This is a genomic window from Mesorhizobium sp. M0910 (genome assembly GCF_040319465.1).
Classification (GTDB): Bacteria; Pseudomonadota; Alphaproteobacteria; order Rhizobiales; family Rhizobiaceae; genus Mesorhizobium.
In genome coordinates, this window is sequence record NZ_JAMYNZ010000002.1 from 357,323 (window position 1) to 375,575 (window position 18,253).

The 18,253-nt window shown below is 64.2% G+C and carries 18 protein-coding genes and 1 pseudogene; 9 read left to right on the top strand and 10 right to left on the bottom strand.

Annotated elements, in window-relative coordinates; genetic code table 11:
• Nucleotides 1–52 precede the first annotated feature (52 nt).
• From NKH78_RS05595 to NKH78_RS05615, 5 genes and pseudogenes are all read left to right on the top strand, one after another.
• Nucleotides 53–820, top strand: coding sequence for an SDR family NAD(P)-dependent oxidoreductase (locus NKH78_RS05595; protein WP_352701103.1), 768 nt, complete (start codon nt 53–55; stop codon nt 818–820).
• Nucleotides 820–1,770: a 2-dehydro-3-deoxygalactonokinase gene (locus tag NKH78_RS05600; RefSeq protein ID WP_352882539.1), complete on the top strand. Its 951-nt coding sequence runs from the start codon at nt 820–822 to the stop codon at nt 1,768–1,770. The genes NKH78_RS05595 and NKH78_RS05600 overlap by 1 nt, the downstream gene beginning before the upstream one ends.
• Nucleotides 1,767–2,405, top strand: a complete 639-nt coding sequence (locus tag NKH78_RS05605) for a 2-dehydro-3-deoxy-6-phosphogalactonate aldolase (protein ID WP_352701102.1) — start codon at nt 1,767–1,769, stop codon at nt 2,403–2,405. Before NKH78_RS05600 ends, NKH78_RS05605 begins: the two co-directional genes overlap by 4 nt.
• Nucleotides 2,405–3,286 (top strand): annotated as a pseudogene (locus tag NKH78_RS05610) (SMP-30/gluconolactonase/LRE family protein). Before NKH78_RS05605 ends, NKH78_RS05610 begins: the two are co-directional and overlap by 1 nt.
• A gap of 270 nt (nt 3,287–3,556) precedes the next feature.
• Nucleotides 3,557–4,615 (top strand): D-alanine--D-alanine ligase family protein, encoded by a 1,059-nt coding sequence (locus NKH78_RS05615; RefSeq protein ID WP_352882239.1) that lies wholly within the window; start codon nt 3,557–3,559, stop codon nt 4,613–4,615.
• Here NKH78_RS05615 and NKH78_RS05620 read toward each other — a convergent pair.
• From NKH78_RS05620 to NKH78_RS05630, 3 genes are read right to left on the bottom strand one after another with little or no spacing between them, the layout of a single operon-like run.
• Entirely contained in the window at nt 4,612–4,899 is a 288-nt protein-coding gene (locus NKH78_RS05620; protein ID WP_352702059.1) for a DUF1330 domain-containing protein, read from the bottom strand. The two genes, NKH78_RS05615 and NKH78_RS05620, sit on opposite strands and share 4 nt — an antisense overlap.
• 27 nt (nt 4,900–4,926) lie before the next feature.
• A complete protein-coding gene (gene pyrF / locus NKH78_RS05625; protein WP_254815723.1) occupies nt 4,927–5,640 on the bottom strand; it encodes an orotidine-5'-phosphate decarboxylase in 714 nt (237 codons plus the stop codon).
• Nucleotides 5,637–6,233: an NADPH-dependent FMN reductase gene (locus tag NKH78_RS05630; RefSeq protein ID WP_352507080.1), complete on the bottom strand. Its 597-nt coding sequence runs from the start codon at nt 6,231–6,233 to the stop codon at nt 5,637–5,639. The genes pyrF and NKH78_RS05630 overlap by 4 nt, the downstream gene beginning before the upstream one ends.
• Nucleotides 6,234–6,361: 128 nt before the next feature.
• On the opposite strand from NKH78_RS05630, the gene NKH78_RS05635 reads away from it, so the two are divergent.
• Entirely contained in the window at nt 6,362–7,357 is a 996-nt protein-coding gene (locus NKH78_RS05635; RefSeq protein WP_352882244.1) for an alpha/beta hydrolase, read from the top strand.
• 26 nt (nt 7,358–7,383) lie between these two features.
• Here the strand turns inward: NKH78_RS05635 and pmtA are convergent, their stop codons facing one another.
• The 3 genes from pmtA to dnaK form a co-directional block, all read right to left on the bottom strand.
• Nucleotides 7,384–7,983: a phospholipid N-methyltransferase PmtA gene (gene pmtA / locus NKH78_RS05640; protein WP_352686209.1), complete on the bottom strand. Its 600-nt coding sequence runs from the start codon at nt 7,981–7,983 to the stop codon at nt 7,384–7,386.
• A gap of 111 nt (nt 7,984–8,094) precedes the next feature.
• Complete coding sequence (dnaJ, locus tag NKH78_RS05645) at nt 8,095–9,231, bottom strand: molecular chaperone DnaJ (protein ID WP_254815727.1); 1,137 nt, start codon at nt 9,229–9,231, stop codon at nt 8,095–8,097.
• A 212-nt stretch (nt 9,232–9,443) separates the two neighbouring features.
• Complete coding sequence (dnaK, locus tag NKH78_RS05650) at nt 9,444–11,360, bottom strand: molecular chaperone DnaK (protein ID WP_023679851.1); 1,917 nt, start codon at nt 11,358–11,360, stop codon at nt 9,444–9,446.
• A 411-nt stretch (nt 11,361–11,771) separates the two neighbouring features.
• Here dnaK and NKH78_RS05655 point away from each other — a divergent pair, with 411 nt between their 5' ends.
• The 3 genes from NKH78_RS05655 (at nt 11,772) to NKH78_RS05665 (ending at nt 14,366) form a co-directional block, all read left to right on the top strand.
• Nucleotides 11,772–11,963 (top strand): hypothetical protein, encoded by a 192-nt coding sequence (locus NKH78_RS05655; RefSeq protein ID WP_352736919.1) that lies wholly within the window; start codon nt 11,772–11,774, stop codon nt 11,961–11,963.
• Nucleotides 11,964–12,122: 159 nt separating this feature from the next.
• Nucleotides 12,123–12,800 (top strand): ribulose-phosphate 3-epimerase, encoded by a 678-nt coding sequence (rpe, locus tag NKH78_RS05660; protein ID WP_352736918.1) that lies wholly within the window; start codon nt 12,123–12,125, stop codon nt 12,798–12,800.
• Nucleotides 12,801–12,842: 42 nt separating this feature from the next.
• Entirely contained in the window at nt 12,843–14,366 is a 1,524-nt protein-coding gene (locus tag NKH78_RS05665; protein WP_352736917.1) for a malonate--CoA ligase, read from the top strand.
• On the opposite strand, the gene nagA is transcribed toward NKH78_RS05665, so the two are convergent.
• The 4 genes from nagA to NKH78_RS05685 are packed head-to-tail and all read right to left on the bottom strand — an operon-like array spanning nt 14,363 to nt 18,226.
• Nucleotides 14,363–15,541, bottom strand: a complete 1,179-nt coding sequence (gene nagA, locus NKH78_RS05670; RefSeq protein WP_352736916.1) for an N-acetylglucosamine-6-phosphate deacetylase — start codon at nt 15,539–15,541, stop codon at nt 14,363–14,365. The two genes, NKH78_RS05665 and nagA, sit on opposite strands and share 4 nt — an antisense overlap.
• The gene (locus tag NKH78_RS05675; protein ID WP_352686219.1) at nt 15,538–16,569 is read right to left on the bottom strand and encodes an SIS domain-containing protein; all 1,032 of its coding nucleotides are present in this window, start codon (nt 16,567–16,569) and stop codon (nt 15,538–15,540) included. Before NKH78_RS05675 ends, nagA begins: the two co-directional genes overlap by 4 nt.
• Nucleotides 16,566–17,348, bottom strand: coding sequence for a GntR family transcriptional regulator (locus NKH78_RS05680; RefSeq protein ID WP_352507073.1), 783 nt, complete (start codon nt 17,346–17,348; stop codon nt 16,566–16,568). The genes NKH78_RS05675 and NKH78_RS05680 overlap by 4 nt, the downstream gene beginning before the upstream one ends.
• Nucleotides 17,345–18,226, bottom strand: a complete 882-nt coding sequence (locus NKH78_RS05685) for a glucosamine kinase nucleotide-binding domain-containing protein (RefSeq protein WP_352736915.1) — start codon at nt 18,224–18,226, stop codon at nt 17,345–17,347. Before NKH78_RS05685 ends, NKH78_RS05680 begins: the two co-directional genes overlap by 4 nt.
• Nucleotides 18,227–18,253 lie beyond the last annotated feature (27 nt).

An 18,253-nucleotide genomic window follows, 5' to 3' on the forward strand; every position in this document is an offset into this window, starting at 1 on the left:
TGGATAGGATGCGCGCCGGCCGACCGAGATCATTGGACCGGGAGAGAATTTCATGATGCCATCGGCACGCTTTGCCGACCTCGAAGGCGCTTCGGTGCTGATCACCGGCGGCGGCTCCGGCATTGGTGCGGCCTTGACCGAAGGTTTTGTCCGCCAGGGGGCAAAGGTCGCCTTCATCGATATCGCCGACCGTCCGAGCCTGGCGCTGGCCGATCGGTTGGACAAGGAGCTCGGCCGGCGGCCGTTCTATCTCAAGACCGACATACGCGACATCGAGGCATTGCGGGTATCAATCGCCAAAGCCGCCGAGGCGCATGGCGACGTGACCGTGCTGGTCAACAATGCCGCTCAGGATGACCGTCATGCCGTCGAAGACGTCACGGTCGAGTTCTGGGACAACAACCATGCCATTAACCTGCGCCCGCATTTCTTCAGCGCACAGGCGGTGGCGCCGGGCATGAAGCGGGCCGGTGGCGGCTCGATAATTAATTTCACCTCGACCTCGTTTCTCATCAACCATCCCGATATGCCGGCCTATACCGCCGCCAAGGCGGGCATCGTCGGCCTTACCAAGGGTCTCGCCGGCAAGCTCGGTGCCGACGGCATTCGCGTCAACGCGATCGCGCCCGGCTGGGTAATCACCGAGCGGCAGAGAAAGCTCTGGGTCACCGAACAGGCGCTCGCCGCTCACGTCGCCAAGCAGTGCATCAAGCGTGTGATGCAGCCGGACGACATTGTCGGCACCGTGCTGTTCCTGGCGTCGGATGCTTCACGCATGCTGACCGCGCAGATGCTGATCGTCGACGGGGGGTTCCTGTGATCTCACCGAGCAAGGCAGCTTCCGTCGCAGCCGTCGACTGGGGCACCACCCGCATGAGAGTATGGCTGCTCGACGGCACCGGCGACGTTCTCGCCGAGCGGCGCGGCGATGACGGACTGATCACCGCCCAGGCTAAAGGGTTTTCGTCCATTCTCGAAGGGCATCTGGCCGCCATGGGCGCACCCGAAAACCTGCCGGTCATCATTTGCGGCATGGCCGGCTCGCGCCAGGGCTGGCTGGAGGCGCCCTATGTCAGCGTTCCCACGCCGATCGGCGCTATCCTGGCCGACGCTGCCCGTATCCCCGGCCAGCGCCGCGATATCCGCATCGTGCCCGGCCTTGCCCAACGCCTCGCCGATGCACCTGACGTCATGCGCGGTGAGGAAACGCAGCTTGCCGGAGCCGGTTTGCCGGCAAAGGGACGTCACCTCGTCTGCATGCCCGGCACCCATTCGAAATGGGTGCTGGTCGAGGACGGCTCTGTTGCCGGGTTCGGCACCTGGCCGACCGGCGAGCTGTTTTCGGTGCTGGCCGCGCACTCGATCCTGCGCCATTCGCTGGGCGAGCCGCCGCAGCCGGTTGCCGCCGAAAGTCCGTTTTTTCGGGACTGGTGCCTGAAGGCGTTGGCCGAAGGCGGTGACGTCGTTTCAAGATTGTTCTCGATCCGCGCCGCCAGCCTGTTGCAGGACCTGAAGCCCGAAGATGCCGCCGCCTGCCTGTCCGGCCTGCTGATCGGCGGCGAGATCGCTTCGGCAAATCGCCGTTATGGAGCAAGCGCTGTGCCCGTCGTGCTGATCGCGTCGGGCGCCCTCGGCACGCTCTATGCCGAGGCGCTCGGCCTTGCCGGGCTCGCTTTCAGGGCGGTCGACGCCGACGAGGCGGTGCGTGCCGGCCTTGCCGAAGCCGCGCGCGAAAATGGCATGATCGCCAAAAATGGAGTTGCCGCATGACCGAAACCGCACCTTTTCCAAAGCTCGAGCGGGGTCTGGTCGCGATCCTGCGCGGCCTGAAGCCAGGCGAGGCGGTGGCGATCGGCCAGACGATCTTCGGCGCCGGCATCGAAGCGATCGAGGTGCCGCTCAACTCGCCCGAGCCCTTTGCCTCCATCGCCAGCATTGTCGAAGCGCTTCCTCCAACAGCTCTGGTCGGCGCCGGCACGGTGCTCACCGCCGCCGATGTCGACGGTCTGCACAAGGCCGGCGGGCGGCTTCTGGTCAGCCCCAATATCGATGCCGAGGTCATGGGCCGCGCCAAGCAGTACGGCATGGTGACAATGCCCGGCGTGTTCACGCCGACCGAGGCATTCCAGGCAATCCGGCTCGGCGCCTCGGCTCTGAAATTCTTCCCGGCAAGCGTGCTTGGCGCGGCAGGCATTTCGGCCATGCGCGCGGTGCTGCCGGCCAGTGTGCTGGTCGGCGCGGTCGGCGGCGTTTCGGACAAGGATTTTGCCGGCTACAAGGCAGCCGGCGTCAGCGTCTTCGGTCTTGGCTCCAGCCTGTTCAAGCCGGGCATGAGCGTCGACGAAGTGGCAGCACGGGCGAAAGCCGCAGTTCAGGCTTGGGACGCGGCGTTTGGAGTGGCATGATGAGCGAGACAATCGTTTCGGTTTTTTCCGACCATGTCTGCCAATTGGGCGAGGGGCCAAGCTATGACCCTGCGACCGACACGCTCTACTGGTTCGACATCGTCAACGGCCAGCTCCTGGAAAAGCGTTTGTCCGGCGGTGCGGTCAAGATCCACGAGCTCCGCCAGATGGCCAGTGCCATTGCCGTCATCGATAACCAGCGTCAGCTGATCGCCACCGAAACCGGCCTGCATGTCCGCGACGTCGCGACCGGCAAGCTGACGCTGCACACGCCGATCGAGGCCGACAATCCGCTCACCCGCTCGAACGATTCGCGCGTTCATCCTTGCGGCGCGCTGTGGGTCGGCACTATGGGCAAGGGCGAGGAGAAGGGTGCCGGTTCGATCTACTGGTTCTTCAAGGGCGAGCTGCGCCGGCTCTATGCCGACGTCACGGTGCCCAATTCGATCTGCTTTTCCGAGGATGGGACGATCGCCTATTACACCGACACCAGCACCGGGCTGTTGATGCGCGTCGGCTGTGATCCGGTGGCCTGACTGCCGGTTGGCGAACCGAAGGTCTTCGTCGACCACCGTTCGGCCAAGGGCTATATCGATGGTTCGGTGCTCGACCGTGACGGCATATTGTGGAACGCCTGCTGGGGCGGCAGCGTCGTCGAAGCCTATGGACCCGACGGCAAGCTCGTCCATTCGGTGGCGATGCCGGCGACGCAGCCTTCCTGTCCGGCTTTCGTCGGCAGGAATGCCGACCGGCTGGTGGTCACCTCCGCCTGGTCGGGCAAGAGCGAGAAGCAGCGCCTGCTCGACCCGCAAGCCGGCATGACATTCATGCTCGACATTCCAGTCAATGGTCGCTTCGAGCCGCGCGTGCTGATTGGCTAGACCATGATCCCGAAAAGTGGGAACCGGTTTTCGGAAAAGATCATGGTCAACCAGGAAGATGGCGCCGTTGCTGTCGTGCAGGCGTCCAGCTGACGTCGGTTCCGCGAAAGCCGAATGCGCTCGCCGTGCGATGCTAGAACGGTTCATCGTTTCGCGGGAACGCCGAAACGCTCTATCTCTTTGTTTTGACGCAATTTCGGACGGAAAACCGTTTCACACTTTTCCTGGAATTGCTTTAGGCAATCGTGCTGCCGGGAAATCGTTTCGATCATGTCAAGCCGCGAGCCGAAGCTGATCCTTGTCTACGAGCCAGAAAAGGCTTGCTTCGATCGGCTGGTCGCCGATAACCACGTGCCGGAGCGTGCCGCCGAAATCGCCTCCTATCTGGCGCAATCGACCGATATCGCTGCTGAATTCGACGCACTTGCCGCCGCTTGCCAGAAGCGCGGCCTGTCATTTGCGCCGGTGACGCTCGACGACGCCGCAAGCGTTCTCGGCGGCGAGGACCCGAAGACCACGCTTGTCTGGACGCTGACCGACGGCGTCGCCTATTTCCGCGGCGGCGCCGCACCGGCTCTGGTACGGCTGAATGGCCTGAAGGCGATCGGCGCCGACGATGCGCTGTTCGCGCTCTGTCAGGACAAGTTCCGGTCCGGCGCCGTGCTCGGCGCGCTTGGCCTGCCGGTGCCGCAGGCGGGCCTTGCCCGTGACGGCGCCTGGCTGGTCGCGCCACCGGCCTCGCCCGCCGGCTGGTTCGTCAAGCCGAACCGGCTCGGCGCCAAGATCGGCATCTGGCCGGATTCGCACTGCCACGATCTCGGCCACGCGCTGGAGCTTAGCCGACGCGTCTTCGCCGCCTATCGCGACGATGTCATCGTCCAGCCCTATGTCGCCGGCTGCAACGCGCGCGCCAGTTTTCTCGGATTGAGGCCGGATACCGGCGTCGAGGCGCTGGGCATCGCCTTTGTCGATTCGGGCGGCGATTTCCAGACCATGCAGGACAGCCTGGCGCTTTACGGCGATACCGGCGCAGGGGCGAAAGCTGCGGGAAAATATACCGAGCCAGTGCTGCTGCCGGTCGCCGGCAGCCAGCCTGAAGCCGATGCAAGAATCCGTCGCATCGCCGAACGCCTGATGGTCGGGCTTGGCCTGCGGGATGTGTTTTCCATCGATTTCCGGGTCGAAGCCGACGACAGCGTCCACCTCATCGAGTTCGAGGTCTGCCCCGGCCTGCCCTGCTTCGATTTCCGCGATTACTGTCGCCAGCAATGGGGCTTGAGCCTCGCCGACGCGATGGCGGAGGCAGCGGCGAACCGGCTTCTCGCCTAAATCCCCTCGACCAGCACAATTTCACCATCGGCCACCTTCTGGCGGATCGCGACGGCGCGCTGGTATTCGGGCGAGTGGTAGCAGTCATGCGCCGCCGCAAGCGACGGAAACTCGATTATCACGTTGCGGTCGCGGCCCGGCCCCTCGGCCTTCTCATGCGCGCCGCCGCGCGCCAGGAACTTGGCGCTGAAGCGATCGAAGGCCGGTTTGGCGGCGGCGACATAGTCTTTGTAGCCTTCCGCATCGCGCACGTCGACGCGAGCGATCCAGTATCCCTTGGGCATGGTATTTCTCCGGGTTAATTCCTGGCGTCAGGCCGAGCGCATTTCATCGAGAATGGCTTCCGCCGCCGCCCGCCTGTCGGTGGCGCCGACGATCGGCCGGCCAACGACGAGATGGCTGGAGCCGTTGCGGATCGCCTGCGCCGGCGTCACCACGCGTTTCTGGTCGCCATGGTCGCTGCCCTTCGGTCGGATTCCCGGCGTCACTACCGCCAGATCGGGGCCGACGATGCGGCGTACCGCCTCCGCTTCCTCGGCCGAACAGACAATGCCGCCCATGCCGGCATGCAGCGCCTGCTCGGAGCGCCTCAGCACCAGCGTATGCGGGTCATATTCATAGCCGGCGTCGATCACGTCTTGCTCGTCCATCGAGGTCAGCACGGTAACCCCGAGCAGGCAAAGGTCGCTGCCCCTGGCAGCCTCGACCGCCGCCTTCATCGTCTTCGGATAGGCGTGGATGGTCAGCATGCTCATGCCCATCCTGACGATGTTGTCGACCCCCTTGGCAACGGTGTTATCGATGTCGAGCAGCTTCATGTCGAGAAAGATCCTGGTGCCGCCGCTGGCCAGCTCGCGGGCGAAGTCGAGCCCGCCGGCAAAGGCGAGCTGGTAGCCGATCTTGTAGAAGGAGACGATCCCGTCGAGCTCGCGCACCGCCTTCTCGGCTTCCCTCAGCGTCGGCAGGTCGAGGCCGACGATCAGCCTTTCCTGAATTGTGTCGGCACGCGCGGCGTCCGGGATCATGCCTCGATCCGCGTCGACAGCATGCGCGAGGTTTCGATCAGCGTTCGGCATAGGTGCTCCATCGATTGGCGTAGTCTTTCGTCCCGGAAGTTGCCTTCGTCGTCGAAGGCGCTACCGCCCTCCGGCACCGAACACTCCGGTGTCACGACCTCCATCCGGCAGCGCACCAGCACGGCGCGCAGATGGTTGATGCAACGTATCCCTGCAAAGGGTCCGCTGGAAGACGAGCAGAGGCCGGCGACCTTGCCGGCAAGCGGCCTGAACGTCCGGCCCCCATCCTTGCGCAGTTGGCTCACCCAGTCGATGGTGTTCTTGAGCAGCGGCGGAATGGAGCCGTTATATTCGGGCGTCGCGATCAGCAGGCCGTCATGGGCGGCGATCATCCGGCCGAGCCTGACGGCGTTTTCGGGAATGCCTTCGTCCTTTTCCAGATCCTGGTCGAGGATCGGCAACGGGTAGTCGGCAAGGGAGATGCGGGTCACCTCCGCGCCCTGCATGGCAAGTTCCTTCTGCGCCACGTCGGCAGTCCTGCCGCTATAGGCGCCGCTGCGCACCGAACCGGCGACGACGAGAATTTTCGGGATGATCGGCATCGCAATCCCCTGCTGTGGCGGCAGCTATAGGCGATGCGTGGGATGAATCAATAGCCGAGATTGCGGCACGCATTTAGAGCTGGCCGTTTTGGCGACCGGCGCCAGCGGATAGGGCGGACCTCGTGGGATTGAAATGGGTAGGCTATGGTCTTGTCGCTCTCGCGGTGGCTGCTGCCGCCGGCTACGCCGCTTTCGTCCTCAGCCCGTGGCCTTCGGTCCTTCTGATCCGTTACGCTTTTCACAAGCATGCAGTGGCAAAGAACCGCGCGCTTGAAAAGCACGTGCCCGCCAATGTCGGCGAACTGCGCGACGAGCGCTATGGCGAGGACCCCGACGAGACCCTTGACGTCTTCTTTCCCGTGGACGCTCAGGCAAAGGCGTTGCCTACGGTGGTCTGGGTGCATGGCGGCGGCTTCGTTGCCGGAAACAAGGCCGACATCTCGGCATATATGAAAATACTGGCCGGTCGGGGCTACGTCACTGTCTCGGTCGGCTATTCCGTCGCCCCCGGCGCCCGCTATCCGACGCCAGTCCTCCAGGCCAACAAGGCGCTTGCCTTTCTTTCCGGTAATGCCGGCCGCTACCACATCGATCGCAACAGGCTTTTTCTTGCCGGCGACTCCGCCGGCTCGCAGATCGTCGCTCAACTGGCTGCCACAATCAGCAATCCCACCTATGCCGCCATGATGGACGTTGGTCCGGGCATAGAGCGCGCGCAACTGAAAGGCGTTGCACTGTTCTGCGGCATTTACGATCCCGCGATGATCTCGCCCGAAGGGCCTTTCGCCGGCTTCAACAGGACCGTTATGTGGTCGTATCTCGGCGTGAAGCGGCTGGACGATGACCCGCGCATTGCCGAATTTTCAGTCGACAGACACCTGACGCCGCAATTTCCGCCGGCATTCGTCTCGGTCGGCAATGCCGATCCGCTGGCGCCGCAGTCGCGTCAGATCGCGCGCGCGATCACGGCGCAAGGCGTCGCGGTCGACACGCTGTTCTTTCCGGACGACTACAGTCCGGCCCTGCCGCATGAATATCAGTTCGATCTCGACGGCAAGGCGGGAGAACAGGCGTTCGAAAGGCTGACGGCATTCCTGGACCGATTGGCCAACCAGCCGCAATGACCGGCATCCGGAACTCCGACATGTGTTCAGCCGCGCCGATAGATCCAAAGCTGCGTCGGCGGAATGTTGCGGATGACGAAATGGAAATGCTCGACCGTATAGTCGCCGCGGCCGGGCGGGATCGGCGACAGCGGCCCGTAAGTCAGTTGCACGATCGGCCGGCCCGCCGGGATGCGGTCGAGCAGGCTCTCGACATAGGCGATGCGCTGGGCGACCGGGAAATTGAGCAGAGGCACGCCCGATATCACAGAATCGAAGATCAGGTCGCACCTGTCGCCAAGCGTCGCGTCGAGATTGAAGGCGTCGCCCTCGATGACGTTGACGCCTGGATAAAGCTGACGCAGATGGCGCACGAAATCAGTGGCATATTCGACTGCGTAGAGATTCTCAGGCTTTATGCCCTGCGCGAGAATGGCGCGTGTGATGACGCCTGTGCCGGGCCCGACCTCGAGCACCGGCAGGCCGGATTTCGGATCGACGATCGAGGCCATCTTGCGCGCGGTGACGGAACTGGTCGGGACGATCGAACCGACCGCCTTCGGCTTGTCGATCCAGCCCTTGAAGAACTTCAACTCGTCGTCGAACTTTTCCGCCAGCGTCTTTCGCAGTCCGGGACTACGCGTCATCGAAAGTCCTCCTCAACGCTCCCTCGCATGCTACTTAACAGCTACGAGGTGCAAGACAAGGCGAATCCCCGGATAAGGTGTTGATGACGCTCGGGAAGCGTTTTCCAGGGATCAGCTTCGGTGCTCGCCGAACGTTTCGAAAAAGTCCTTCATGCGGGCGAAAAATCCGCTCGACTGAGGCGAATTGTCCTTTGAGGAAAGCTGCTCGAATTCTTCCAGCAATTCGCGCTGGCGGCGCGAAAGGTTCTGCGGCGTCTCAACCACGGTCTGGATGTAGAGGTCGCCAATATTGGGCTGGCGCAGCACCGGCATGCCCTTGCCCTTGAGGCGGAACTGGCGACCGTTCTGGGTGCCTTCCGGCACCTTCACCTTCGTCTGGGTACCGTCCAGTGTCGTCACCTCGAACGAGCCGCCAAGCGCTGCCGTTGTCATCGAGATCGGCACCTTGCAATAAAGATCGGCGCCGTCGCGCTGGAAGAATTCGTGCGGCTTGACCGCGAGGAATATGTAGAGATCGCCGGACGGGCCGCCGCGTAGGCCGGCCTCGCCCTCATTGGCCAGCCGGATGCGGGTGCCGTCCTCGATGCCGGCAGGGATGTTTACCGACAGCGAGCGCTCCTCGGTGACACGGCCCTGGCCGGCGCATTTCGGGCACGGATCCTTGATGGTCTGGCCGCGCCCCTGGCATTGCGGGCAGGTGCGCTCGATCGAGAAGAAGCCTTGCGTGGCGCGCACCTTGCCGTGGCCGTTGCACATCGAGCAGGTGACGGGCTGGGTGCCGGGCTTGGCGCCGCTGCCGGAGCATTCCGAGCACGAGATCGAGGCCGGCACGCGAATCTGCGCGGTCTTGCCGGAAAATGCCTCCTCCAGCGTGATTTCCATATTGTAGCGCAGGTCGGCGCCGCGCTCGCGGCCGCCGGACGAGCGGCGCTGGCGCCCGCCCATCATGTCGCCGAAAATGTCTTCGAAAATGTCGGCGAAGCCGCCGGCGCCAAAGCCCTGCGCCCCGCCATTCATGCCGCCGTGCTCGAAGGCCGCGTGGCCGAAGCGATCATAGGCGGCACGCTTTTGCGGGTCCTTCAGCGTTTCGTAGGCTTCGTTGATTTCCTTGAACTTGTGCTCGCAGGCATGGTCGCCTGGGTTGCGGTCGGGATGGAACTGCATGGCCAACTTGCGGAAAGCGCTCTTGAGCTCCTTCTCGTCGGCGCCCTTTTGCACGCCCAGCGTTTCGTAAAAATCAGCTTTCATGTTTTCCCGCAGTCCGGATAGTCAACGTCTTGAAGCATCGTTGCGTCGTTTGCCGGCACGCTGTTCCGATTTAGGTGTGATGGAGCCGCGATGCCAGTGTCTACGAGGCTTTGTCCGCATTTTTTCGGGGAGCTCCGCGTTTTTCTGGCAAAGGGTTGCAAAAAAGCCCGGCTGCGCGCCGGGCTTTTTGCTTACCTTTACCGTCAGGCGGTTCAGGCCGACTTCTTCTTCTCGTCGTCCTCGTCGATTTCCTCGAAATCGGCATCGACGACGTCGCTGTCCTTGGCGGCGTCAGCCTTGGCGTCGGCCTCGGCGGCTTCCTTCTGCGAAGCCTCGTACATGGCCTGGCCGAGTTTCATCGAGACTTCGGCGAGCGTCTGCGTCTTGGCCTCGATCTCGGTCACATCGTCGCCTTCGGCAGCGGTCTTCAATGCCGCGATCGCATCGGCAATCGCCGTGCGGTCGGCCTCGGAAACCTTCTCGCCATATTCCTTCAGCGACTTCTCCGAGGAATGCACCAGCGCCTCGGCCTGGTTGCGGGCCTCGACCAGCGCGCGCCGCTTCTTGTCCGCTTCGGCATTAGCCTCGGCGTCCTTGACCATCTTCTCGATGTCGGCGTCCGAAAGGCCGCCAGACGCCTGGATGCGGATCTGGTGCTCCTTGCCGGTGCCCTTGTCCTTGGCCGAGACGTTGACGATGCCGTTGGCGTCGATGTCGAAGGTGACCTCGATCTGCGGCACACCGCGCGGCGCAGGCGGGATGCCGACCAGATCGAACTGGCCGAGCGCCTTGTTGTCGGCGGCCATTTCACGCTCGCCCTGGAAGACGCGGATGGTCACCGCCGACTGCGAATCCTCGGCCGTGGAAAACACCTGGCTCTTCTTCGTCGGGATCGTCGTGTTGCGTTCGATCAGCCGCGTAAACACGCCGCCCAGCGTCTCGATGCCGAGCGACAGCGGCGTCACGTCGAGCAACAGCACGTCCTTGACGTCGCCCTGCAGCACGCCGGCCTGGATGGCGGCGCCCAATGCAACAACTTCATCCGGGTTGACGCCCTTGTGCGGCTCCTTGCCGAAGAACTGCTTCACGATCTCCTGGATCTTGGGCATGCGGGTCATGCCGCCGACCAGGACGACTTCGTCGATTTCGCCGGCCTTCAGGCCGGCATCCTTGAGCGCCGCCTTGCAGGGATCGATCGTGCGCTGGACGAGATCCTCGACCAGGCTCTCGAACTTCGCCCGCGTCAGCTTCAGCGTCAGGTGCTTGGGGCCGGTGGCATCGGCGGTGATGAAGGGCAGGTTGATTTCGGTCTGCGTGGTGGAGGACAGCTCGATCTTGGCCTTTTCAGCCGCTTCCTTGAGGCGCTGCAGGGCGAGCTTGTCGTTCCGCAGGTCGATGCCCTGTTCCTTCTTGAACTCGGCCGCCAGATATTCGACCAGGCGCATGTCGAAATCCTCGCCGCCGAGGAAGGTGTCGCCATTGGTCGACTTCACCTCGAACACGCCGTCGCCGATTTCGAGCACCGAAATGTCGAACGTGCCGCCGCCAAGGTCATAGACGGCAATCGTCTTGCCTTCCTTCTTGTCCAGTCCATAGGCAAGTGCGGCCGCCGTCGGCTCGTTGATGATGCGCAGCACTTCGAGGCCGGCGATCTTGCCGGCATCCTTGGTCGCCTGGCGCTGGGCGTCGTTGAAATAGGCCGGAACGGTGATGACCGCCTTCTCGACCTTCTCGCCGAGATAGGCCTCCGCCGTTTCCTTCATCTTCTGCAGGATCATCGCCGAGATCTGGCTGGGCGACTGCTTCTTGCCGCCGGCCTCGACCCAGGCATCGCCATTGTCGCCCTTGACGATCTTGTAGGGGACAAGCTTCTTGTCCTTCTCCGTCACCGGATCGTCGTAGCGGCGGCCGATCAGGCGCTTGACCGCGAAAATGGTGTTTTCAGGATTGGTGACCGCCTGGCGCTTGGCCGGCTGGCCGACGAGGCGCTCGCCGTCGCTGTTGATGGCGACGATGGAAGGGGTCGTACGGGCGCCTTCCGCATTCTCGATGACCTTGGATTCCTTGCCATCCATGATGGCGACACAGGAGTTGGTTGTTCCCAGATCGATACCGATTACTTTTGCCATTGTTCTAATCTCTCCGCTAAGCAGGCTCTCAGGACCCGTACAGGCGTTCCGACGAAAGCCCCTGTTCACAAGAAATTCCGCTCCGGCAACCGGCATTCGGCGCTGGACGGCTTGGCGCGTATATAAGAACAGGCTGCGTGGCGCGCAAGCATTCTGCGCAAGGCGTTCACCATTCATCGTGGTTGATCGGATCCGGGACCGGCAGGCCCGTATTTCCGGCGGTGATCCAGCCGGCCCGGCCCTCGGCCCACGAACCTTTTCGCCTCGCCCCGCGGCTGACGCTCAGGTGCCGCGCGGTGCGGCCCCGGAAAGGAAAGCCCCATGACCACAGATTCAGAGGCTCCATGGTCTCAGGGAACAGCAGGAGCTCAGCGCGACCATCGCCTTCCCATGACCTGTGGGGGGAGATCCATGTCTTGCGACCACGGCTCGTTCGTGCGCTCTCGTGGCGGCCGTTTGCGCCGCGCCATCCAGGCTGCCAGCGTATTGTCGATCTTGGCGCTCGCCGCTGGGCTGAAGAAGCCCGATCTGCAGAAGGTGAAACAAGGCAACCGCAAGCTCTTCCTGCCACGGACGGCCAGGCCGCGGCGCCATTCGAACTGAAATCCAAGGCCGTGCACTGGAAAGGCCTTGGAGGAAAGGTCTGCACCAGAAGAGAAGTCGCTCGCACCGCTTCTCGCCTTCTGCGCGGACGCCGGATTCCTGTCGACAAGCGGCGCCGAGATGATTACGCCGAAGGGGTCTCAACAACGGGAAGCGGACATGGCTCAAAAAACCCTGATCGCGCCATCGGTGCTGGCGTCCGATTTCTCGAAGCTCGGCGACGAGGTCGAGGCGGTGACGGCCGCAGGCGCCGACTGGATCCACCTCGACGTCATGGACGGGCATTTCGTCCCGAACATCACGTTTGGGCCACCGGTGATCAAAGCGATCCGCAACCGTACCAAGGCCTTCTTCGACTGCCATCTGATGATCGCCCCGGCCGACCCCTATCTGGCCGCTTTCGCCGAGGCCGGCTGCGACGGCATGACGGTGCACGCCGAAGCCGGGCCACATCTCGACCGGTCGCTGCAAACGATCAAAAACCTTGGCAAAAAGGCCGGTGTGTCACTCAACCCCGCGACACCGGAGACGATGATCGAATACGTGCTTGACCGGCTTGATCTGATCCTGATCATGACGGTCAATCCGGGGTTCGGCGGCCAGGCTTTCATTTCGGCGATCGTCGACAAGGTGAAGCGGATGAAGGCGCTGATCGGCGGCAGGCCGATCAGGATCGAGATCGACGGCGGCATCTCGCCTGAAACTGCGCCCCTGGTCACCGCCGCCGGCGCCAGCGTGCTGGTCGCCGGTGCGGCCATCTTCAAGGGCGGCAGCGTCGAAGCCTACCGGGCAAACATCGAGGCAATCAGGATAGCGGCGGACAAGGCGGCCGGCTGACCGCCGCCGCCGTCCGGCCGGAGACAGCCGCTCGGGGTAAACATGAGCAACCATCTGTTTGATGCTTTCCGTGCCCGGATGCCCGCGCCCGGACGCCTTTTGATGGAGGCAGAGGACGGGCGCTCGATCAGCTATGGCGATATGCTGGCGCGCTCCGCACAACTGGCGCATGCGCTGTCGCGGCTGGGCGTCGAAGCCGGCGACCGCGTCGCCGTTCAGGTCGAGAAGAGCCCCGAGTCCATTTTCCTTTACCTCGCCTGCCTGCGTGCCGGCGCGATCTTCCTGCCGCTCAACACCGCCTATACGCTGACCGAGCTCGACTATTTCTTCAGGGATGCTGAGCCACGCCTGGTTGTCTGCGACCCGGCGCGAGTGAGCGAAATCGGCGCCTTGGCGCAGGCCTCGGGCGCTGCGGTCGTGACACTCGGCAGCAAGGGCGAGGGTTCGTTGACCGATCGCGCCTCTGAGGCGGCCGTGGACTTCCACGATGTGGCGCGCGGGCCGGACGACCTTGCTGCTATCCTCTACACGTCCGGCACCACCGGCCGTTCGAAAGGCGCCATGCTCAGCAACGAAAACCTCGCCTCGAATGCGCGGGTGCTGGTCGACCTCTGGCGCTTCACCGCCGCAGACGTGCTGGTTCACGCGCTGCCGGTTTTCCACACGCATGGCCTTTTCGTCGCCACCAACGTCGTCCTGATGGCCGGCGCCTCGATGCTGTTCGAAACCAAATTTGACCCGGCCCGCATCGTCTCGCTGCTGCCGCGCGCCACCGTCCTGATGGGCGTGCCGACCTTCTACGTCCGCCTGCTGCAGCAGGACGGTTTGAACCGGCAAGCGGCGAAAAACATCCGCTTGTTCATTTCCGGATCGGCGCCGCTTTTGGCCGAGACGCACAGAGCCTGGCGAGAGCGCACCGGCCACGCCATCCTCGAGCGCTACGGCATGACCGAGACCAACATGAACACGTCGAACCCGTATGAGGGCGAGCGGCGAGCCGGCACGGTTGGCTTCCCGTTGCCCGGCGTCTCCCTGCGCATCACCGATCCCGAGAGCGGCGAAACACTTGCCAAGGGCGAGGTCGGCATGATCGAGGTGAGGGGTCCCAATGTCTTTTGCGGCTACTGGCGCATGCCGGAAAAAACCAGGGCCGAATTCCGTGACGATGGTTTCTTCATCACCGGCGATCTCGGGCTGATCGATGCCGACGGCTATGTCCACATCGTCGGTCGCGGCAAGGACCTGATCATTTCGGGTGGCTACAATATCTATCCGAAGGAAGTCGAGAGCAAGATCGACGCGCTGCCCGGCGTCACCGAAAGCGCTGTCATCGGCGTTGCCCATCCGGATTTCGGCGAAGGCGTCACTGCGGTCGTGGTGCGGGCGCCGGGCTCGACCATCAGCGCCGCGGGGATCATCGAGGCCATCGCCGGGCGCCTCGCCAGGTACAAGCATCCGCAACGGGTGGTCTTCGTCGACGAACTGCCGCGCAACACGATGGGCAAGGTGCAGAAGAACCTGCTGCTCGAAACCTACAAGGACCTCTATACGTCCAAAACCGGCTAAGCCGGAGGGATAGCGTTAGCTGCAAAAACTTTGGCGCCGTCGATCCAGACGCTTTTAATGTCCACATCGTCCGACAGCGAAACGATGTTGGCGGCGGTGCCTTTGGCGAAACGCCCGAGCCGGTGCGACTGGCCGATCGCTTGCGCCGGATAGAGCGAGGCCATGCGCAAGGCTTCGTCGAGGTCGAGACCGACGACGCGGTGCATGAAGCGCACCGCGGAAATCATGTCGAGATCCGCGCCCGCCAGCGTGCCGTCGGCAAGTGTCAGCCTGCCATCCTTGCGGTGGATGGTGCGGCCGTTCAGCGTGAACGAGGTCATGTCGGTGCCGATCGTCGCCATGGCATCGGTAACGAGCAGGATCCTGCCCGGCCCCTGCTTGGCGCGCAAGGCGATCGCCATGGTGGCCGGATCGACATGGATACCATCGGCGATGATGCCGGCATAGAATGTGCCGGTATCGATTGCCGCGCCAGCCAGCCCTGGCTCGCGATTGCCGATCTGGCTCATTGCGTTGAACAGATGGGTGACCACCGTTGCGCCGGCGTCGGCAAAGGCGCGGGCCGTGGCATAGCCGGTATCGGAATGGCCGATGCTGACGACAATGCCGGCCTTGCTAAGTGCCGACACCTGGCCGGACTCGACCGATTCGGGCGCCACCGTCGTCAGCAGCACGGGCAGGTTTTTCCGTGCGGCGATCAGCATCGCCTGGTCGGGGCCTAGCATCGGCCGGATCAGGGCCGGGTCATGCGCGCCCTTGCGGGCGATCGAAAGATGCGGCCCTTCAAGATGCAGGCCCAGGAACCCTGGCACCTTCCTCCGTGCCGCCTCGGCTCCGGCCGCAACCGCCGCGGCGGTGATCTCGGATGTGTCGGTGATCAGCGTCGGCAACAGCGCCGCCGTGCCGAAGGGTGCGTGCGCCCGGCAGATGGTCCCGATCGAGGCAACGTCCGGATGGTCGTTGAGCATGACGCCGCCGCCGCCATTGACCTGCAGATCGACGAAGCCAGGCGCCAGCATGCCGCCGCCGGTCTCGATACGCGCAACATTTGATGGAATCGCGCCGGCGGCAACGATGGCCTCGACGAGGCCGTCGCGCACGACAAGCGCCGCATTGTCGTGCCAGTCGTCGCCATCGAAAATCCGGGCGCCAGTCAGGGCGAAACGGTCGCTCATAGCGTTTCCGTCACCTTGCGCAGATTGGGCGGCGTGTCGGGGTCGAGGCCGCGATGGCGGGCAAAAGCCTCGACGAAACCATAGAACGACACGATCAGCGTCAGTGGATCGGTCAGCGGATGACCGGTTGCGACATGCGGCAGCGGCTGTGCGCTCCTTGCCTTGTTCGACGTCACAAAGACGGCGGCGCCCTTGCCGGCCAGGCTGTCGGCGGCATCAGCCACCGACGGTTCGGACGCATCGCGAGCAGCCAGAGCCAGCACCGGGAAGCCGGGACCGACCAGCGCCAGCGGGCCGTGCATGACCTCGGCGGCACTATAGGCTTCCGCGTGCATGGCGCAGGTTTCCTTGAATTTCAGCGCCGCCTCGTTGGCGATCGCCGCCGACGGGCCACGGCCAAGGATGAACAGCGATTTCGGCGTCTCGAGTGCCGCAGCCAGCGCCATCCAGTCGCACGCGATCGCCTTGCGAAAATGCTCCGGCAGGCGGGCAAGTGCTGCCAGAAGTTTGTCGTCGCCGGTGCAATGCGCCATCAAGGCGAGCCCTGCGACGGCCGAATTGACGAAGGTCTTCGTCGCCGCAACGCTGCGCTCCGGTCCGGCCAGGATGTCGATCGCGTAATCCGAGGCTCGCGCGAGCGGCGAATCGGCAGTGTTGGTGATGGCGACGGTCAGCGACCCGCCGGCCCGCGCCGCCTGCGCCATTGCGACGATGTCCGGGCTCTTGCCGGACTGCGAGATCGCCAGGCAGGCCGAGCCGCCCAGCTTCAGCTTGGCGCCATAGATCGAGGCGATCGACGGGCCGACCGATGCAACCGCCAGCCCGGCGGTCAGCTCCACGGCATATTTCATGAAGGTCGCGGCATGGTCGGACGAACCGCGCGCCACGGTGACGACGAAATTCGGGTCGCGCTCGCGAATGTCGCGCCCGGCCTCGGTCAGCACCGCGGCCGAGCCGTCGAGCAGGCGCGCGGTGGCCTCCGGGATCTCGTCGATCTCGCGCCGCATATGGGTAATTGTTGCGCTCATGACCGGCCCTCTTCGCCCGGCCCGCTTAGCCGGAGTTCGGCGACAAAATCATAGGCGTCGCCTCTGTAGATGGAGCGGGTGAACTCGATCACCTTGCCGCTCGCCAGATAGGAGATACGCTCGATATGCAGCCCGGCAATGCCTGGCGGCACTTCGAGCAGATGCGCATCGCCATCGCCGAGATTGGTGGCGGAAATGCGCTGCACCGCCCGCACCGGTCTGTTGCCGGTCTGTTCCAGCGCCGCGTAGAGCGACGAACCGATCGCCGCCGGATCGGGCAGCACGCTTGTTGATAGCGAGGCGCGCTCGATCGCCAGCGGCGTGTCGTTGGCAATGCGCAGGCGCGCCACGCGCGCCACCAATTCGTTCGATGCCAGGCCGAGCACCATCATCTCGTCGGGCGACGGCGGATAGAGGCCGCGGTCGAGCCAGGCTGAACGCACCGCCATGCCGCGCCGCGCCATGTCTTCGGTAAACGAGGTCAGCATCGACAGCGACTGCTCGACGCGCTCCATGCGCGGCGCAACGAAGGTGCCGGAACCATGGCGCTGGACGAGGATGCCGCCCTTGACCAGGTCCTGCACCGCCTTGCGCACGGTGACGCGCGAGATGTCGGCCTTGCTGGCGATGTCGCGCTCGGAAGGCAGCGCATCGCCCGGTCCGATCAGCCCGCGTTTGACCGCGTCCTCGATGCTCTTCCTCAGCTGCAGATAGAGCGGCGCGCCGCTCTGCGACGATTGTTTCAGCGCCGTGAATATCTGGTCGGCGGCCTCGCTCATCGCGCTGTCTCCGCCGTATTTGCGAAAATCCGAACCGCCATCTGCACCGCGCCGCCCAAGGCGTCGTCGAGCGGCGGTTTCAGCAGCGCCCGGTAGCGGGCCGACAGGCGCGGCGCGTAAAGCGGCGCCAGCCCGCCGAGCAGGCAGAGCGGATCGTCGCCGCCCAGGTCGAGTACGCCAAGCGCTGCCTCGACATCGGCGACCGCCTTGTCGAGGATCCAGATAGCGACGACGTCGCCTTTTTCGGCGTGTTCGAACACCTTGGGCGCGAAGCCGCCGAAATCGCCGGGCTTGGCGTTGGTGGTGAATTCGACCACATCCTCGGGATTGTTGCGGAAGATGGCGAGCATGGCCTGCGTCAGCGGCGAGCCTTCGCGGATGCCGTCATAGGCGAGCAGCGTCTGCTCAAGCAGGTCGCGACCGATACGGGCGCCGCTGCCCTGGTCGCCGACCTGGAACCCCCAGCCGCCGATGGCGCGCGACTTGCCTTGTCTGCGCGCCATATAGGCGGTGCCGGTGCCGAGGATGGCCATGGCGCCGTCGCCGGAGCCGACCGCACCTTCCAGCGCGATTTCGGCGTCGGTCTCGACACGGCTGATGCGGAACGGCAGGATCGCTTCGAGCTGCTGCCTATAGGTCCCGACATTGGCGCCGGCCAGGCCGAGAACGGCCGGAGTTTTCGGGATCAGTGCGGGATCCCTGCCCGCGGCGACAAAGGCCTGCTGCGCCGCGTCGACGATGTTCGTCCTGGCGCCGGTGAGATCGGTGCGGATGTTGGCGGCGCCGCTTTTGGCGCGGCCGAGGACGCTGCCGTCGGCCGTTGCAAGGGCCGCCCTGCAGCTGGTGCCGCCGCCATCGATGCCGAGCACGAATTCCACGCGATTTCTCCTCGGGGCGGATAATAC

Coding starts and splice junctions, on each gene's coding strand:
- NKH78_RS05595 (WP_352701103.1), top strand. CDS start 53: ATGATGCCATCGGCACGCTTTGCCGACCTCGAAGGCGCTTCGGTGCTG.
- NKH78_RS05605 (WP_352701102.1), top strand. CDS start 1,767: ATGACCGAAACCGCACCTTTTCCAAAGCTCGAGCGGGGTCTGGTCGCG.
- NKH78_RS05615 (WP_352882239.1), top strand. CDS start 3,557: ATGTCAAGCCGCGAGCCGAAGCTGATCCTTGTCTACGAGCCAGAAAAG.
- NKH78_RS05620 (WP_352702059.1), bottom strand. CDS start 4,899: ATGCCCAAGGGATACTGGATCGCTCGCGTCGACGTGCGCGATGCGGAA.
- pyrF (WP_254815723.1), bottom strand. CDS start 5,640: ATGATCCCGGACGCCGCGCGTGCCGACACAATTCAGGAAAGGCTGATC.
- NKH78_RS05630 (WP_352507080.1), bottom strand. CDS start 6,233: ATGCCGATCATCCCGAAAATTCTCGTCGTCGCCGGTTCGGTGCGCAGC.
- pmtA (WP_352686209.1), bottom strand. CDS start 7,983: ATGACGCGTAGTCCCGGACTGCGAAAGACGCTGGCGGAAAAGTTCGAC.
- dnaJ (WP_254815727.1), bottom strand. CDS start 9,231: ATGAAAGCTGATTTTTACGAAACGCTGGGCGTGCAAAAGGGCGCCGAC.
- dnaK (WP_023679851.1), bottom strand. CDS start 11,360: ATGGCAAAAGTAATCGGTATCGATCTGGGAACAACCAACTCCTGTGTC.
- NKH78_RS05655 (WP_352736919.1), top strand. CDS start 11,772: ATGTCTTGCGACCACGGCTCGTTCGTGCGCTCTCGTGGCGGCCGTTTG.
- rpe (WP_352736918.1), top strand. CDS start 12,123: ATGGCTCAAAAAACCCTGATCGCGCCATCGGTGCTGGCGTCCGATTTC.
- NKH78_RS05665 (WP_352736917.1), top strand. CDS start 12,843: ATGAGCAACCATCTGTTTGATGCTTTCCGTGCCCGGATGCCCGCGCCC.
- nagA (WP_352736916.1), bottom strand. CDS start 15,541: ATGAGCGACCGTTTCGCCCTGACTGGCGCCCGGATTTTCGATGGCGAC.
- NKH78_RS05675 (WP_352686219.1), bottom strand. CDS start 16,569: ATGAGCGCAACAATTACCCATATGCGGCGCGAGATCGACGAGATCCCG.
- NKH78_RS05680 (WP_352507073.1), bottom strand. CDS start 17,348: ATGAGCGAGGCCGCCGACCAGATATTCACGGCGCTGAAACAATCGTCG.